Here is a 15,313-nt window from a genome sequence, read left to right as displayed (position 1 = left end):
GATCTCCCTGTCGACCTTGATGGGGCGCCGCAACCACCGCGGGTGAACGGATCACGGCTCGACGTTCATCTCACGATCAGCTGGTCAATGCTCGTGTCGATGATGGGCATCCGGCACGTGCGGATGCGCATGTCGCTGCGGCTCGTGCACATGGAGATGGCTGTGCTCTCGGTCCGGCATCACATCGTGTGTGTGGTCGTGGTGCCCATCATCATGCCGATGGGCATGCTCGTGCTCCAGCCGTCCGTGAGCATGCGGATGCTCGTGCGACTCCGCGAGGTGCAGCAGCACGCCCGTGGCCATCAAGGCGCCACCGGCCAGCAGCAAGCCTGAGCCGCCGCGGTCTCCGAAAGCGAACGCCACGGCCGCGCCGATGAACGGTGCGAAGGCAAAGACCGACCCCGTGCGTGCGGCGCCGAACGCCCGCTGAGCCAGAAGGTAGAACCGCAAGCTGAGGCCGTAGCCTGTGCCCCCCACCAACAGCAGTGCGACAACCGAAGTCGCGGCCGGAAGTGGCTCGGCCAACACCAGAGCGATGGCGGTGGACGCCACCGTGCCAACGGCGGCCTTGCCGAGCACGACTTGGCTCGGGTCGCGCTCGGCGAGCGCACGGGACAACGTATTATCGGTACCCCACGCGGCTGTGGCGAGCAGGACGGCAACCAATCCCATGGTCTGCGCAGATCCGGCCCGCCCTTGATCCAATACCAGAGCAACGCCGCCAAACAGCAGCAGCACCATCGCAAGCCAGACGCGGCGGTCCATCGTCTCCCGGTAGAGCCACCGAGCCAGGAGCGCCGTGAAAAAAGCTTCCAACGTGAGCATCAACGATGCGCCGGTGCCGCTGGTGTGCTGCAGACCCCACGCCATCAGCGCCGGGCCGAGCACCGCCCCGAAGCCGGCCATCGCCAGCAGGCGAGGCCAGTCGGCGGGCAGCAGACGGGCTTCCAGTTCCGATGGCCGGCGCGAGAACGCACCGACCGTCGCGGCCCCTGCGTACAGCAATGCCGCGGTGGTGAACGGTCCGAGCCCCGCACCGAACCGCTGCACCAGCGGCGTGCTGACCCCGAACAGCGCCGCGGCCAGCAGCGCGAGCAGGCCGCCCCGGTACGCGGGCCAGCGGTGCGAAGCCTCGGCGCTCACAGCGTCACTTCACCGTGAAACGAACCGTGATCGTCTTGCGGCCCGCCGTCTTGAGCGATGCGACGACCTTGGCGCCCTTGTTGAGCTTGAGCCCCTTCGCCTCGAGCTTGTTGCCGCCCGTGGCTTCCAGGTTGGCTTCGCTCTTGGCTTCCCCATCGAGCACCGTCAGCTTGCCGGAGAGCTTGCTGGCGTCGAACGGTTCGTCGTGGTCCGTCACGTAGACCACCGCGCCGGTCGCTGCGGTCACCAGTTCGAACGACAGGTCGGCTGCCGTTTGCACGATGCCCCCGTGCTGAGGCTCGGCCGCACCATGGGCCCATGCGGCTTGGCCGGACAAGAGTGCGGCGCTGGTGAGGAACGATGCGGCAATGAGAGAGAGCTTGTTTTGCTTCATGGTCGAACTTTCATGAAATGCGGCGCGCTTGGAGAGGCGGCGCCCGAAGGCCTTGAAACCAGGCGAGATCAGAACGCTTCTTGGAGCCCTTCCGTCGACGGAGCCCCGCCACCGTCTCTGGTGTCTGCGGACAACAGGCGCTCGGTCGACCTCCTGCCCACCCACGCGTAGAGGAGCGGGGTCAGCAGCGTGTCGAGCACGGTTGAACTGACGAGGCCGCCGAAGATGACGACCGCGACGGGATGCAGGATCTCCTTGCCCGGGGCATCGGCCGCAAACAACAGCGGTGTCAGTGCGAATGCCGCGACGAGCGCCGTCATCAGCACGGGGGTGAGCCGTTCCAGGGAGCCCCGGACGATCATCGCCTGACCAAAGCCCTCCCCCTCGAACTTGCACAGGTTGATGTAGTGGCTGATCTTCAGGATGCCGTTGCGCGTGGCAATGCCGGCGAGCGTGATGAAGCCCACCATCGACGCCACCGACAGACTGACGCCGGCAAGCCACATCGCCCCCACGCTGCCAATGAGCGCGAGCGGAATGTTCGCCATGATGACGCTTGCCAGCACAGCCGACCGGTAGCGCGCGTACAGCACCACGAAGATCAAGCACAACGAGACCAGCGACAAGCCGATGATGAGTCGCGTGGCCTGCTCCTGCGCCTGGAACTGTCCTTCCAGACTGATGAAGCTTCCCGGGGGCAGTTTAGTCTCCGCAATGGCCGCTCGAATGTCCCGAACGACACGCCCCATGTCGCTGCCATCGGTGTTGGCATACACCACGATTCGGCGGCGTCCGTTTTCACGGCCAATCTGGTTCGGCCCGTCGTTCTCTTCGACAGTGGCGAATGTCGAGACCGGCAGCCGACCGGCCGGCGTGTCGATCAGCGTGCGGGCCAGGTCCTGTGGACTGCGGGCCGCGTCCGGCAGCCGCAGCACCAGTTCGTAGCGCCGCGCACCATCGACGATCTCGGCACCGTGGGCGCCGTCGGTCAACGCGCGCAGCAGGCGCACCGCCTCGCCCGGAGCAAGGCCCGTCTGCGCAAGCTTGCGCTGATCGATCCTCACGGTGATCTGAGGGATCAGCACCTGCTTTTCGACCGTGAGGTCTACCAGCCCCGGTATCGTCGCAAGGCGCTGGCGCGTCTGCTCGCCCAGGCCCCGCAGCGTGTCGGTGTCGTCCGCGAAGATCTTCAGTGCGATCTGGGCCCGCACGCCTGACAGCAGGTGGTCCAGGCGGTGCGAGATCGGTTGACCGATGGCTACTTGCGCGGGCAGCACTGACAGACGCGCACGGATGTCGGCCATGATGGCTTCGCGGCCGCGCTCGGACCGCTTCAAGTCGACGTCGATCTCGGCCGCGTGAACGCCTTCGGCGTGTTCGTCGAGTTCGGCGCGCCCCGTTCGGCGCCCCACCTGCGTGACCTCGGGCACCTCGGCGATCAGCGTCTCGGCCAACGATCCCATGCGGTTGGCCTCGGCCAGCGCCGTCCCCGGGTTGAAGACCATGCCGAGCACCAACGATCCCTCATTGAAGGCGGGCAGGAACGCCCGGGGGAAGAACGGAACGCTGGCCGCGGCGAGCACCACGGCCGCGGCTGCGCCACCAATCAACCATCGGGCCCGCGGGAACGACCAGTTCAGCACACACTCGTCCAAGCGCTTGAGACGAGCCACGAGGGGGCTGTCGCCGTGCCCGATGCGCTTCATGCGCGGCAGCAAGTAAAAGCACAGAACCGGTGTAACGGTCATCGAAACCAGCATGGACCCGAGGATCGACACGATGTACGCGATGCCGAGCGGCGAGAAGAGCCGACCCTCGATGCCCGGCAGCGCAAAAAGGGGCACGAATACCAGCACGACGATCACCGTGGCATAGACGATCCCGGAGCGCACCTCGACGCTGGCTCGCCTCACCACTTCCAGGATTGGCAGTGGGTCGGCAGCGGTGCGATTCTGCTTGAGCCGCCTCAGGATGTTCTCGACGTCGACCACCGCGTCGTCCACCAGTTCGCCCACCGCGATGGCTAGACCACCCAAGGTCATCACGTTGATCGACTGCCCGAGAAGTTTGAACGCGATAGCCGCAACAGCCAGGGACAGGGGGATCGCGATCAATGAGATGAATGTTGTGCGTGCAGACAGCAGGAACGCGAACAGCACGATGGCCACCATGATCGCCCCGTCACGCAGCGCTTCCGCCACGTTGCCGGTGGACGCTTCGATAAAGTCGGCTTGACGGAAGAGCACCCGCGGTTCGGCCAATCCGGCCGGCACCCCCTGCCGGAGTTCCTTGAGTGCCGCTTCGATGGCCCCGGTGATCTGCACCGTGTCCGCCGCAGGTTGCTTCTGGACGCTCACGATCACGGCCGGCAGGCCGTTGTAGCCTGCGTCGCCTCGCTTCATCGCCGCGGCGAAGTTCACCTGGGCCACCTGCTCGAGCAGGATCGGTCGACCGTCCTTCCATGACACCGCGATGCCCCGCAGGTCCTCAACCCGGCTGGTGCGGCCCACGTGCCGGATCAGGAACTCACGGCTGTTGAGGTCGATGAATCCGCCGCCCGCATTGCTGGAGAAGCCACGAAGGGCCTGCTCGACCTCGGTCAGGGAGACGCCGAACTGCGCAAGGCGCGCCGTGTCCGGCTCCACACGCAATTGGCGCACCTCACCCCCGATCGGGATGACCTGCGACACACCCGGGATAGACAGCAATCGAGGGCGCAACGTGAAGTCAGCGTACTCCCGCGCCTGCATCGGCGTGGCCGCGGCGCCCTTGCCTTCTGCGCTGGACAACGGCAACGCGATCAGCATCACCTCACCCATGATCGACGACACCGGCCCCATCACCGGGGTGATCTCGGCTGGCATCTGCTCGCGCACCACCGCCAGGCGTTCGGCCACGAGCTGGCGGTTGCGGTAGGTGTCGGTGCCCCAGTCGAATTCGGCGTAGACGATGGACAAGCCCACGCCAGAGGTCGAGCGTACACGGGTGACCCCAGGCATGCCGTTCAGCGCCCTTTCCAACGGAAAGGTCACCAACTGCTCCACTTCTTCAGGCGCCATGCCGCCCGCTTCCGTGAGCACGGTCACCAGCGGCTTGTTGAGGTCGGGGAAGACGTCGACCGGCGTGCGCCACGCCGTGATGCCGCCGTAGACCAGCAGCAGCGCCGCGATCGCCAGCACAAAGATGCGGTTGTGCAGGCTGGTTCGGACAATCCAGTTGAACATGTGGTCGTTCCCTGTTCAGCGGATCTGGGCGATCAGCGCGGCGCCTTCGACCACGACTCGATTGTCCGCGCCGAGACCAGTGGTCACCACCACCGTGCCTGCATCGAGCGCGCGATACCGGATCGGCTGCGGGATGTAGCGCTCGGCGCCCGATTTGATCCAGACGACCGATTCGTTTGCACTGTTGCGCACCACGGCCTGCGCTGGCAGCACGAAACCCTTGGTGCGGGACTTCTGCATCGCCACCACCGTGACCGGTTGGCCGATGGCGAGCACCGGCGCCTCGGGTTTGGCCGCCGCCTGCGCACGGAACGTCAATGGCAGCACGCCGTCGCGAAGACTGCGAGCGGCACCCAACAGCTGCAGCTGCACGCCGGGTACGTCGCGGAGCGTTGCCGTGCCGAGCGTGGCGGCCAATGATGGGTCGGATGTTGTGGCCTCGATGAGGACACGGGCCGGATCCACCACCTCGAACAACACCTCGCGAGCATCGACGATCTGGCCCAGCGTTGCATCCACCCTGGACACGACCCCTGACACCGGGGCCACGAGGGGCTCCCGCGCGCCAAGGCTTCCCCCAACCGCCTTCTCCTGCGCAAACAGGCCCTGCAGCTCCAGACGCGCGGTATCGATCTCCTTGCGCGGAACCGTTCCCTCCAGTGATTCCAGGCGCTGCACCCGGGCTTCGGCGATCCGCCGATTGCTCTTGAGTTGCGCCAGTTGGCCGCGCTGCGCTGCTTCGGCATACGGCTCGGCGTGGTGACGGACGTACGCAAGTACCTCACCTTGCTTCACCGGTTGGCCCGCGACGGGCAAACCGCGGGCGCCGGGCTCCAGTCGTCCCCCGTGCACCGACTGCACGCGCCCGCCGGCGTTGGGGTCGACGACCACGCGTCCGGCCAGTTCCACCGTGGCGGCAGCGTCACCTTCGGGGATCAGCTTGGTGCGGATGCCCAGGCGACGTTGCGCCAGCATCGGGATGTTCACGCTGCCGTCGGGCAATCGGGCCAGACCCGACATGGCAGGTGCCACAGCGCCGTCGAGGTGCTCGCCGTTCGGACCATGGGCACCTGGCGAAGCCCTGGCGCCCGCATAGACCGCGAGTCCCACGAAGAACGCCACTGCGGCTGCTCGGCAGCGGATCGAGGTCGTGTTCATTGCACACCTCCGGCGTGGCGAGTCGCGCGGGCGCTGAAGCGGCCCGCCATGAAAGCGATGGCCAGCGCGGCGACCCCGCCGAGCGCGAACCACCAGCGGCGATCGTGTTCGTGGCCATGGGCGCCGTGGTCGGCCTGGGCACCATGGTCGTCCCCGGCGGCCTCCGCCCCCCGAACCAACAGCGTTCCGTCGAGCAGGTCCGTGTCCTTGCCCGCGATCACCGTGACGACGATCGGGTGCTCGCCCGCTTCGCCCAGTCGCTTCAGCATGGCCGCGTCATCGACGGCATAGTCGCCCATGTCGGCGTGGAACTTGGCGGGGGCCTTGAGGTCGCCGGACTCGATCTCAACCTTTGCCTCCAGCACCGGCTCGTTGGTTTCGAAGCGGTTGATCAGCATCGACAGTTCGCCGCCCTGCAGGCGACCGACGAGCTCGAACGTCTCGGATTTCGTTTCGAAGCGGGGCACGTTGCCTCCTGCTACTTGCGCCTGGCCAGGCGCATCTAGGTGTTCGCCATTGGGGCCATGAGCGCCCGGCGAAGCCAAGGCGGCGTGCATGGCCGCTGCAAGGAACACGAGCCACGCCTGGCGAGGACGCAACTTGAGAGAGAAGAGATTCATGGGAGGATTCCGAGAGCAATATGATGCTTGGCCAGGGCTTGGCCAAGGGCTGACGTCAGTCGCGCCAGCTGCGCGTCCGCCAGCGCGGCGGACTGGGCGGCACGCAGCACGTCCGGCAGCGACGCCTCGCCCGCCTTGAACGCTTTGTCGAGCAGTCGCGAGCGTTCGCGAGAGGCTTGGGCTCGGGCCCGTGCGTGATCGAGTTGCACGGAAGCGCCTTCGAGGGTGGAACGCGCCATGCGCTCGTCGGCGACGAGTCGCTCCCTCACGCGTTCGAGCGCGAGCTCTGCTTGGTTCAAGTCGCCCAGCGCAGCCGCCTCGACTGGCTTGCTCCGAGCGTCGGTGCCGAACGGGACGCGCAGGCCGATGCCGATCCCGCGTTGCGTGGCCTCGCTGGAGCCCGAGGACTCCTGACGGTATCGCACGCTGACTTCGGGCGGGTCGCGCCGCGAGGCTTGCACGACCTCCAGCCGGCGGCGGGCGGCCTCGAGCGCGACTTGCGCGCGGACCGCTTCCGGGTGCGACGACACGTCGAAGGCGCCTACAGTCCCGGGCGGCGGAGAAGACTCCGGGCCGATTGGGCACGTCGGCACGCCCGTCAGAAGCGTCCAGGTGGACTCGGATGCCTGGGTCCGGCGTGCCGCTTCATCGGCGAGCGAACGCGCCTCCAAGGCGTCGGCGCGCGCCGCCAATGCGTCGGCCGGCGCCAGGTCTCCGGCTTTCACCCGGCGTTCGACGTCGTTTCCAAGCTCCGCGAGAAAGCGGTGCCGCGAGTCGGCCACCTGTTGGTCCGCCACCGCGGCCGAACATGACCAGCCTGCGTCGATGACCTGGGCGGCCAGACGCAGGCGGGCAGCGTGGGTGGAAGCCTCGGCGAGTTGCAGTTCGGCCTCGGCCACCGCGGCCCGCGCGCTTCGTTGACCGGGCCACCACACGGGCACGACGACGCCGATCTCGGCTTCCTTTCGGCCCGTGTTGTTGTGCCACCGGTCATCGAGGGTGTTCACCTCGAGCGCGGCGGCTTCCGGTGTCCAACTCGACGCGCCTTGTTGTTCGGCCCGTGCGCGGCCGGACAACGCGGCGGATTCGCGGCGCTGCAGGGAGCGCTGCCAGGCGCTTTCGAACGCGGCACGGTAGGGATTGGCGGCCGGCGCGCCATCGGCTGGCGGCACAGATTGGGCATGGGCGGCAACTGCCGCCGCGGCCCAGCAGGCCGCAGCAATGCGGCCGAAGGTCCATCTGAACGGGTTCACGGAACTCCTGACTGAACGTGGGTCGACCAGCTGCGGCCCTCACGGGCACGTGACGGCAGTGGCAGTCGACACGAGAGCGGCTCACGGGCAAGCGCGCCCGCAAGAACGACGTGTTCAGTCGAGTTGTCTAGGAGGTCGTCTGGGTCCGTCGAGGACGGGGGCTTCGACCGGCTTGTGGTCGGTTCCGACCAGGGTGGTGACCAGAGGAAGCACCGCAACCGACGGCGGTTCCGTCCAGAGCACGTAGGTGCTGAGCGACGCGTCGGCCATCAGGTGCTGGATCGACTCATCCGAGTCGTCCTGGGACAGCGAGCCATCGTCGTGGTGGTGGTGCGCTTCGCCATGCCAGTGCATCAAGGCGTGTTCGGCGTCGTCCTGGCTCTCGAACGCAGGGAGTTCACCGGCCATGGCAACGCTCTGCCAGAAGGCAGACAGCATCAGCATGACGATGATCCAGGTGCGGTGCATGGGCCCGAAGTCTAGCCTAGTGCGCAAGAAGCTTGACCGAACGGGACGTCGTGGTCCGGCTCGGCGCCGAGCGGGCGGCTCGCATCATCGAGTGGTTGATGCCGTTGGCCAACCTCCTCGGGCGGCTGCTGCAAGAAGTTTCCACCGCGCCTGCAGGCCCTCCAATCGCTCAATCTGCTTGACCGCGGTCACCACGCCCCCTCAAGCCGGTGATTCTTTGTCGTGCAAGCCTCAGTACACTCGCATGATGGCTCGCATGTTCGTCATCGTCACTGTGATATGTCTCTTCTGGCAAGCCATGGCTTTCGCCGGCACCCGCGTCGTCGTCGCCACAGATGCTGCGGAGATGCATGAGTTCATGCATTTCGCGAAGGCGAGCCATCACCACGACGCACACAGCGACGATGTCCACCAAGACGAGTCAGTGGCGTCAATGCAGCATGCGTTGGCTGATTGCAGCGCATTTCCGAGCGCGCTGACCGCTCTGCCCGAGCCCGTCGGCAAGCCCGAATCGTCTCCTCCGTTGGTGCCCGTGGTCCCATCGCTCGTTGGGACCGTTCGCGTGGGCGGGCTGGACCGCCCTCCCCGAAGCCTCACGTGAACCGGCGAGGTCGTGGACCTCGCCGGTCTGTCCACGTCGAGTTGCACGGAGTTCCCGTGGCAGTGGAGCGCTGAGCCCGCTGCCGCGGCCCCCATTTTCGTGATCTTGTCATCGGCTGTTTCCTCACGGACTCACGGCCGTGCCGGTCACGTGACCATGAGGCAATCCGCATCCTCGACGACGGACACAACGCAGTCTGAACGGACCTCCGCTCAACAGAGGTCCTGACGAAGGCGCGGCTCGTTGTGAACGGATGAATCGCCGTCGATGCTATGGCCTCCCGGCTGGCTGACCTCACGACGATTCGCCCGCGATTTAGGAACAGTGGCAAATGAAGAATCCAAAGAGGAATGTGGTGCCTTCGCGCGATGGAGTCGAAGGCACGGACGCAGTTGCATGGCCGGAGGTGTTCCGGCGCGTGATGGAGGAGCAGAGGCACAACGGCTGCCTGTGTGTCGTCTCTCGTGTCTCCCAGGACGTCGAAGGTGTCGTGACACACGTTGAGTGGGGCGTCATCGACAAGTGGCTGTGCGACTGGCTCGCCGGTCCGCAGGTCGCCGAAGTTGGCGAGGTCCTGCAGGCCGTGGAAGACGGCGGCCGGGTGTCGACGTTGTTCGCCACGGCGACAGGATTCGCCCGGGGACCGAACGTTGCCGTCGACCACACGCGCCAGTTCGCGCTGGAGCGTGACGCCCCGGCGGAGTGGAACGTCCACATGCTTGCAAGGCTGCAGCTGGCGCGTCGCCTTCATTGATGCGGCGCCCGTCCCGGACACGTACAGCCAACAAATAGCCCACAGATTGCCGTAGCGCGATGGGAGCACCGGCTCCATGTCGTGTGGACAGGCACGCCCAAAGACCGGCGCCCGACCGAGGCCCGAACTGCCAGAGGAGCTTTTATGAGTCTTGTTCAGCGCATTCATACGGCGATCGAAGTGGGTGCACGGGCACCCGTCGTGCGTCGATTCGTCGAATCATCTTTCGAACGAGAGTTCGTTGCCAATAGGGATCGCAACATGTTCTGGGGCGTCTTCGATTCCTTCGAATCGGCCGCCCGCAAGGCCGAGTGCTACGGAGTGTCTGGGTATGACAACGAGGCATCCGCCGATATGTACCTCACCCACATGAGACCGGATGCATTCGACTATCCCGCGATGTTCTGGCTTCGGAAGTCTTTTGACGCAGGCCTACGTCGCGTGTCCGATGTCGGCGGAAGCGTGGGCATCAAGTTCTATGCGTACCGCAAGTCCATTCCGCTGCCGCCTGACGTCGATTGGACTGTCGTCGACGTTCCGGCCGTGGTGTCCAGAGGCAAAGCATTGGCTGCCCAGAAGGGTGTCGACCCGGCACTGCACTTCACCGACGACCTGACACATCAACTCGACTCCGACATCCTGTTCGCCTCTGGGTCGTTGCAGTACCTTCCCAGGACTCTCGGCAGCTACTTGCGCAGCTGGAATCGACGACCCAACCGCGTGGTGATCAACATCACGCCGATTCACCCCGACAGCGCGTACTTCACGGTCAACAGCATTGGTACGGCGTTCTGCCCCTACCGAGTTCAGACCCATGCAGGGTTGATCGCGGAGCTGACCCAGCTGGGCTACTCGCTCAAGGACACATGGGCCAACCGGGGCAAGGCTCTTGAGTTGCCGCTTCGCCCCGACCTTTCGCTCGATCACTACAGAGGGTTCTGCTTCGATCTTGCTGGCTAGATCTGTGACCACAGGAAGATGCAGATCACGGCGATCAGTGCCGCCACCTACAAGACCATCGTTCGGGGTCATCGAACGCGGCGAGACCCAGCCGGCGCCGTACGTGGTCCTCAAGGTGGCCGGAGTGCTCTGGATGGGAGGCTATCAGCTCGTCCGGCGCCCCCGAGCAGGCCCTCGCTGAGGGAACGGCCTCCGACCAAGGGGAACGTTCCTGAGCCGCCTGGTCTGCAACCTTCCCCCATAGCAACGTTGGCGAAACGGCCATGCGGGCCTTACGCAAACCTCGTCGAATACACTTTTCGTATGTCATCCTGGTTTCGCACCGCCCTGATGTGGTTGCTGGTCGCTGCTCTGCCCGTGCAGAGTTGGGCGGCCGCGACCATGGTCAACTGCGGTCCGAGCCACCACCAGATGGCCAGCGAATCAGCGACTCATGGTGCGGTGCCCGGCCCCCCCGCATCGGGCCACGATTCGATGAAATCGCACTCCGGCCATTCACACGAACACCATGCGGAGGCAGGTGTGTCCGCTGCCGATGTGGATGGCAGTCGAACGGCCGACACTGATTACTCCCTGCAGAAACTGGGCAAGTTCAAGTGCAGCGCCTGTGCCTCTTGCTGCCTTGGCGTGGCTTTGCCGAGCCCCGTGCTCTCCTTTGATGCCAGGGTGTCCTCCGACACCATTGTTGCTGGCATGCCGCAAGCCGTCTCGGTCTTCCTCACCGACGGCCAGGAACGACCTCCCCGAACCATCCTCGCCTGACGCGTCCCCGACGCAGCCTTGGGCGCCCGAGCGCCTGAGCGTCGCTGCTTGCGGGGAATTCCGTTTCCGGAAGCGCTGACCCATTTGGTCGCGCGGCCTAGCGAGGATTTCCATGACGATCCATTCCCGCAGCGTCATCGCCGCGGCCCTGATATCGACCGCATCCTGGTCGGTACTAGCGCAGGCTCCTGCGCCAACCCGGCCGGCGTCCGACCCTGCCCCGAGCGCTTCTGCTCCCCAGCCCGCCGGCGGTTCAGGTTACCGCTCCGCCTTCGACGGCTATCGCCGCTTCGAAGAGCAGAAGGTCGTGCCCTGGCGCGAATCCAATGACTTGGTCGGCCGCATCGGTGGCTGGCAAGCCTACGCCCGCGAAGCCGCGGGTGGTGAGGCCATGCCGGCCGGTCACGACATGCACAAGCCGGCAACGCCTGGTGGCGTCGTTCCCGCGGCTCCCGTGCCCGCTCCGGCGGCTTCCAACCCCACGCCACCCCCCCACCACGGTGGCCACACCCCGCCCAAGACACCATGAACCCCTTCCGACATCCTTCCCGTGGTCGGCTGGGCCCCATGCACCGCCTGGCGGTGCTCGCCATCGCGGCGGGCCTCGCCGGCTGCGCCAGCACCGCGGTCAACGACAACTACGCCCAGGTTCAGGCCATGACCCGGCAGAGCGTCGGCTCCGAAGTCAAGTGGCTGACCAACGACGACGTCCGGCGCGAGGCGCAGGCGGACACCGATCGTCTGCTCTCCAAACCGCTTTCCGCCGATGATGCCGTGCGCATCGCGCTCGCCTACAGCCCGTCCCTGCAGGCCATGCTCTACGAGAGTGCGGCAGAAGCGGCCGAAACGAGCCAATCCACTCGTTTGCCCAACCCGGTGTTTGCGTTCGAACGTCTGGTGCGCAACGAAGCGGGCATGAGGGAGATCGAGATCGGCCGCGTGCTGAGCTTCTCGGTGCTGGACCTGCTGTTGCTGCCTTCGCGTCTGCGCGTGGCCGACTACCGTTACCAGGCCACCCGCCTTACCCTGGCGAGCAACGTCGTGCAGTCGGCCACGGACGCGCGGCAGGCGTGGGTAAATGCGGTCGCATCGCAGCAAGTGCTGCAGTACGCCGAGCAGGTCAAGGCCACGGCAGACGCCGGGGCGGAACTGGCTCGTCGGATGCAAGCGGTAGGAAATTTCAGCAAGCTGCAGCGGGCGCGGGAGCAGGCCTTCTCTGCCGATGCGGTGGCGCAACTCGCACGCGCACGCCAGGCTGCCCGAGCGAGCCGCGAGACCCTGGTGCGCGCGCTTGGGCTCAATGACACCCAGGCCAGCGCGTTGACGCTGCCGGAACGCCTGCCGGACTTGCCGGCGGCGCCCAAGGACGAAGCTGTCGTGGCGCAGGCTTCCCTGGACGAGCGCCTGGACGTCCGCATGGCTCGCGCCAGCCTGGAGTTCACGGCGCGCGAACAGGGTTTGACGCGCGTCACGAGCTTCGTGAACGGGCTCGAACTCGGCATCGTGCACAACAGCGAGACCGGCCGGCCACCGCAAAAGGGGTACAACTTGGAGTTGCCCTTGCCGATCTTCGATTTCGGAGACGCCGGCCGAAGCCGCTCGCAGGCCACCTACATGGTGGCATTGAACCGCACCGCCCAGCTGGCCGTGGTAGCGCGTTCCCAGGTGCGCGAAGGCTACGCCGCCTACCGCACGGCATACGACCTGTCGCGCCACTACCGCGACGAAATCGTGCCGCTGCGCAAGACCATCGCCGAGGAGAACGTGCTTCGCTACAACGGCATGCTGATCGGCGTGTTCGAACTGCTCGCCGATTCGCGCGAGCAGATATCCAGCGTCATGCAGGCCATCGAAGCCCAGCGCGACTTCTGGCTGGCTGACGCCGCCTTGCAAGCCACCCTCATCGGCAAGCCGGTCGGCGGTCCTGCCTTGGAAGCATCCTCATCCAGCAGCGCGGCTCCCGCCCACTGACCCCCCCACAGAACATGACAACCAATCGACGCAATTTCCTGATGGGCAGTGCCGCCGGCGCGGTCGTCGCTGCCAGTGTGAGCAAGGTGGCCATGGCGGCCTTGCCCGAGCCGGTGCTGCAGACCACGCCCAACACCATGCCCCCGCTCGTGCCCAACACCGGCCGGCCCTACAACCCCGTCGTCACACTCAACGGGTGGACGCTGCCTTGGCGCATGAATCAAGGCGTGAAAGAGTTCCACCTGGTGGCTGAACCGGTGGTGCGCGAGATGGCACCGGGATTCAAGGCGCACCTCTGGGGCTACAACGGCCAGTCGCCGGGTCCGACCATCGAAGTGGTCGAAGGCGACCGGGTGCGCATTTTTGTCACCAACAAGCTGCCCGAGCACACCTCGATCCACTGGCATGGCCAGCGCCTTCCCAACGGCATGGACGGTGTCACCGGGCTCACCCAGCCTGGCATCCAACCCGGCAAGACCTTCGTCTACGAGTTCGTCGCGCGCCGGCCTGGCACTTTCATGTACCACCCGCACGCCGATGAGATGACGCAGATGGCGATGGGCATGATGGGTTTCTGGATCACGCACCCGAAGGCCAAGCATCCACTGATCGACGAGGTCGACCGCGACTTCGTGTTCCTGCTCAATGCCTACGACATCGAGCCGGGGGCGTACACGCCCAAGATCATGACGATGCTGGACTTCAACCTGTGGTCCTGGAACAGCCGCGTGTTCCCCGGCATCGACTCACTCAACGTCCGCAAGAACGACAAGGTGCGCATTCGGTTCGGCAACCTGACCATGACCAACCACCCGATGCACCTGCACGGGCATGAGTTCCTGGTCACGGGCACGGACGGAGGACCCACGCCGAAGTCCACCCGCTGGTACGAGGTGACCACCGATGTGGCGGTCGGTCAGATGCGGCAGATCGAGTTCCTCGCCGATGAGGAAGGCGACTGGGCGTTCCACTGCCACAAGAGCCACCACACGATGAACGCAATGGGGCACGACGTGCCGACCATGATTGGTGTCGAGCACCGCGGCGTGGTCAAGGAGGTCAACAAGCTGATCCCCGACTACATGGTGATGGGCGAGCGCGGCATGGCCGACATGTCGGAGATGGACATGCCCATCCCCGACAACACGGCCAAGATGATGGGCGGCGAAGGCCCCTTCGGCTCGGTCGAGATGGGCGGCATGTTCAGCGTGCTCAAGGTGCGCCGCGACCAGAAGCGCGGCGACTACACCGATCCCGGCTGGTTCAAACCCCCGGCCGGCACCAACGCCTTCGAATGGACGGGCGCGTTGCCCGAGCCCTCGCGTTTTGCTTCCGAAGGCGGCCAGTCCATGCCCTCGCGAGCCAAGCCGAAGCAAGACATCGAGGTTCAGATCCGCAAGCCCGACGGCCACAGCGGTCACCACTGAAAGGTCTATTCATGAAACCCCACTATCCAGGCCTTCTGGTTGCCGCCGTTGCTGTTCTGTCAGCCGTGGGTGCCCAGGCCGATCCCGCCGCCGCCAGCTATGCCGGCGAGCATCAGCGCGCGATCAAATCCCTCTCGGACACTGATGTCGCCGGCCTGCTCGCAGGGCGCGGCGCCGGCTTCGCCAAGGCCGCCGAACTGAACGGCTATCCCGGCCCGGCGCATGTGCTTGAACTGGCAAAGGATCTCCACCTCAGCGATACCCAGGCGAACGCCACCCGTGCCCTGATGGACCAGCACAAGCGCGAGGCAGCACGGCTGGGTGCAGCCCTGTTGGACGCAGAGCGCCAACTCGACGGCCTGTTTGCGCAACGGGCGGCCACGCCTAGTGCGGTAGACCAAGCCACCGCCCGGGTCGGTGAGTTGCAGGCACAGCTGCGTGCTGAGCACCTCAAGACCCACATCACTCAGACCGCGTTGCTCGATTCCCACCAGATCGCGCGCTACGCCATCCTGCGCGGCTATGCCCCCGCTGCTGGCGCTTCCACTCCGCGTCATTCAACCCATTCGCACTGAGCC

Annotated in this window: 15 protein-coding genes; 8 read left to right on the top strand and 7 right to left on the bottom strand. The window is 65.9% G+C overall.

Annotated features, from left to right (window positions below):
• Positions 1-84: 84 nt before the first annotated feature.
• From ASC87_RS00780 to ASC87_RS00750, 7 genes are all read right to left on the bottom strand, one after another.
• On the bottom strand, positions 85-1,143 hold the full coding sequence (locus tag ASC87_RS00780) for a DMT family transporter (RefSeq protein WP_056655104.1): 1,059 nt from the start codon (positions 1,141-1,143) through the stop codon (positions 85-87).
• 4 nt (positions 1,144-1,147) lie between these two features.
• Positions 1,148-1,537 (bottom strand): hypothetical protein, encoded by a 390-nt coding sequence (locus tag ASC87_RS00775; RefSeq protein ID WP_056655099.1) that lies wholly within the window; start codon positions 1,535-1,537, stop codon positions 1,148-1,150.
• 68 nt (positions 1,538-1,605) lie between these two features.
• Positions 1,606-4,761, bottom strand: coding sequence for an efflux RND transporter permease subunit (locus ASC87_RS00770; protein ID WP_056655097.1), 3,156 nt, complete (start codon positions 4,759-4,761; stop codon positions 1,606-1,608).
• 15 nt (positions 4,762-4,776) lie between these two features.
• Positions 4,777-5,919: an efflux RND transporter periplasmic adaptor subunit gene (locus ASC87_RS00765; protein ID WP_082568274.1), complete on the bottom strand. Its 1,143-nt coding sequence runs from the start codon at positions 5,917-5,919 to the stop codon at positions 4,777-4,779.
• Positions 5,916-6,386 (bottom strand): hypothetical protein, encoded by a 471-nt coding sequence (locus ASC87_RS00760; RefSeq protein WP_235581994.1) that lies wholly within the window; start codon positions 6,384-6,386, stop codon positions 5,916-5,918. Before ASC87_RS00760 ends, ASC87_RS00765 begins: the two co-directional genes overlap by 4 nt.
• 149 nt (positions 6,387-6,535) lie before the next feature.
• The gene (locus tag ASC87_RS00755; RefSeq protein ID WP_056655091.1) at positions 6,536-7,792 is read right to left on the bottom strand and encodes a TolC family protein; all 1,257 of its coding nucleotides are present in this window, start codon (positions 7,790-7,792) and stop codon (positions 6,536-6,538) included.
• 114 nt (positions 7,793-7,906) lie between these two features.
• On the bottom strand, positions 7,907-8,260 hold the full coding sequence (locus ASC87_RS00750) for a hypothetical protein (protein ID WP_056655088.1): 354 nt from the start codon (positions 8,258-8,260) through the stop codon (positions 7,907-7,909).
• 256 nt (positions 8,261-8,516) lie between these two features.
• Here ASC87_RS00750 and ASC87_RS00745 point away from each other — a divergent pair, with 256 nt between their 5' ends.
• The 8 genes from ASC87_RS00745 to ASC87_RS00720 all read left to right on the top strand — a co-directional run bounded on the left by ASC87_RS00745 (position 8,517) and on the right by ASC87_RS00720 (position 15,310).
• Positions 8,517-8,861: a hypothetical protein gene (locus ASC87_RS00745; protein ID WP_056655084.1), complete on the top strand. Its 345-nt coding sequence runs from the start codon at positions 8,517-8,519 to the stop codon at positions 8,859-8,861.
• A gap of 331 nt (positions 8,862-9,192) precedes the next feature.
• A complete protein-coding gene (locus ASC87_RS00740; RefSeq protein ID WP_157603771.1) occupies positions 9,193-9,615 on the top strand; it encodes a hypothetical protein in 423 nt (140 codons plus the stop codon).
• 144 nt (positions 9,616-9,759) lie between these two features.
• The gene (locus ASC87_RS00735) at positions 9,760-10,575 is read left to right on the top strand and encodes a TIGR04325 family methyltransferase (protein ID WP_082568272.1); all 816 of its coding nucleotides are present in this window, start codon (positions 9,760-9,762) and stop codon (positions 10,573-10,575) included.
• A 303-nt stretch (positions 10,576-10,878) separates the two neighbouring features.
• Positions 10,879-11,337: a hypothetical protein gene (locus tag ASC87_RS31455; RefSeq protein ID WP_157603770.1), complete on the top strand. Its 459-nt coding sequence runs from the start codon at positions 10,879-10,881 to the stop codon at positions 11,335-11,337.
• A gap of 112 nt (positions 11,338-11,449) precedes the next feature.
• Positions 11,450-11,866, top strand: coding sequence for a hypothetical protein (locus ASC87_RS30455; protein ID WP_082568271.1), 417 nt, complete (start codon positions 11,450-11,452; stop codon positions 11,864-11,866).
• Positions 11,863-13,308: a TolC family protein gene (locus ASC87_RS00730; RefSeq protein WP_200954273.1), complete on the top strand. Its 1,446-nt coding sequence runs from the start codon at positions 11,863-11,865 to the stop codon at positions 13,306-13,308. The genes ASC87_RS30455 and ASC87_RS00730 overlap by 4 nt, the downstream gene beginning before the upstream one ends.
• 14 nt (positions 13,309-13,322) lie before the next feature.
• Positions 13,323-14,735 (top strand): multicopper oxidase family protein, encoded by a 1,413-nt coding sequence (locus ASC87_RS00725; protein WP_056655068.1) that lies wholly within the window; start codon positions 13,323-13,325, stop codon positions 14,733-14,735.
• An 11-nt stretch (positions 14,736-14,746) separates the two neighbouring features.
• Complete coding sequence (locus ASC87_RS00720; protein ID WP_056655065.1) at positions 14,747-15,310, top strand: Spy/CpxP family protein refolding chaperone; 564 nt, start codon at positions 14,747-14,749, stop codon at positions 15,308-15,310.
• The last annotated feature ends 3 nt before the right edge of the window (positions 15,311-15,313 follow it).

Origin of the sequence: Rhizobacter sp. Root1221 (assembly GCF_001425785.1) — a bacterium.
Classification (GTDB): Bacteria; Pseudomonadota; Gammaproteobacteria; order Burkholderiales; family Burkholderiaceae_C; genus Rhizobacter.
This window is presented reverse-complemented; position numbering and strand designations above follow the sequence as displayed.

What these genes read in the sequence shown, in the direction of transcription:
- ASC87_RS00775 (WP_056655099.1), bottom strand. Translation starts at nt 1,537, where the DNA reads ATGAAGCAAAACAAGCTCTCTCTCATTGCCGCATCGTTCCTCACCAGC.
- ASC87_RS00770 (WP_056655097.1), bottom strand. Translation starts at nt 4,761, where the DNA reads ATGTTCAACTGGATTGTCCGAACCAGCCTGCACAACCGCATCTTTGTG.
- ASC87_RS00765 (WP_082568274.1), bottom strand. Translation starts at nt 5,919, where the DNA reads ATGAACACGACCTCGATCCGCTGCCGAGCAGCCGCAGTGGCGTTCTTC.
- ASC87_RS00750 (WP_056655088.1), bottom strand. Translation starts at nt 8,260, where the DNA reads ATGCACCGCACCTGGATCATCGTCATGCTGATGCTGTCTGCCTTCTGG.
- ASC87_RS00745 (WP_056655084.1), top strand. Translation starts at nt 8,517, where the DNA reads ATGTTCGTCATCGTCACTGTGATATGTCTCTTCTGGCAAGCCATGGCT.
- ASC87_RS00740 (WP_157603771.1), top strand. Translation starts at nt 9,193, where the DNA reads ATGAAGAATCCAAAGAGGAATGTGGTGCCTTCGCGCGATGGAGTCGAA.
- ASC87_RS00735 (WP_082568272.1), top strand. Translation starts at nt 9,760, where the DNA reads ATGAGTCTTGTTCAGCGCATTCATACGGCGATCGAAGTGGGTGCACGG.
- ASC87_RS31455 (WP_157603770.1), top strand. Translation starts at nt 10,879, where the DNA reads ATGTCATCCTGGTTTCGCACCGCCCTGATGTGGTTGCTGGTCGCTGCT.
- ASC87_RS30455 (WP_082568271.1), top strand. Translation starts at nt 11,450, where the DNA reads ATGACGATCCATTCCCGCAGCGTCATCGCCGCGGCCCTGATATCGACC.
- ASC87_RS00730 (WP_200954273.1), top strand. Translation starts at nt 11,863, where the DNA reads ATGAACCCCTTCCGACATCCTTCCCGTGGTCGGCTGGGCCCCATGCAC.
- ASC87_RS00725 (WP_056655068.1), top strand. Translation starts at nt 13,323, where the DNA reads ATGACAACCAATCGACGCAATTTCCTGATGGGCAGTGCCGCCGGCGCG.
- ASC87_RS00720 (WP_056655065.1), top strand. Translation starts at nt 14,747, where the DNA reads ATGAAACCCCACTATCCAGGCCTTCTGGTTGCCGCCGTTGCTGTTCTG.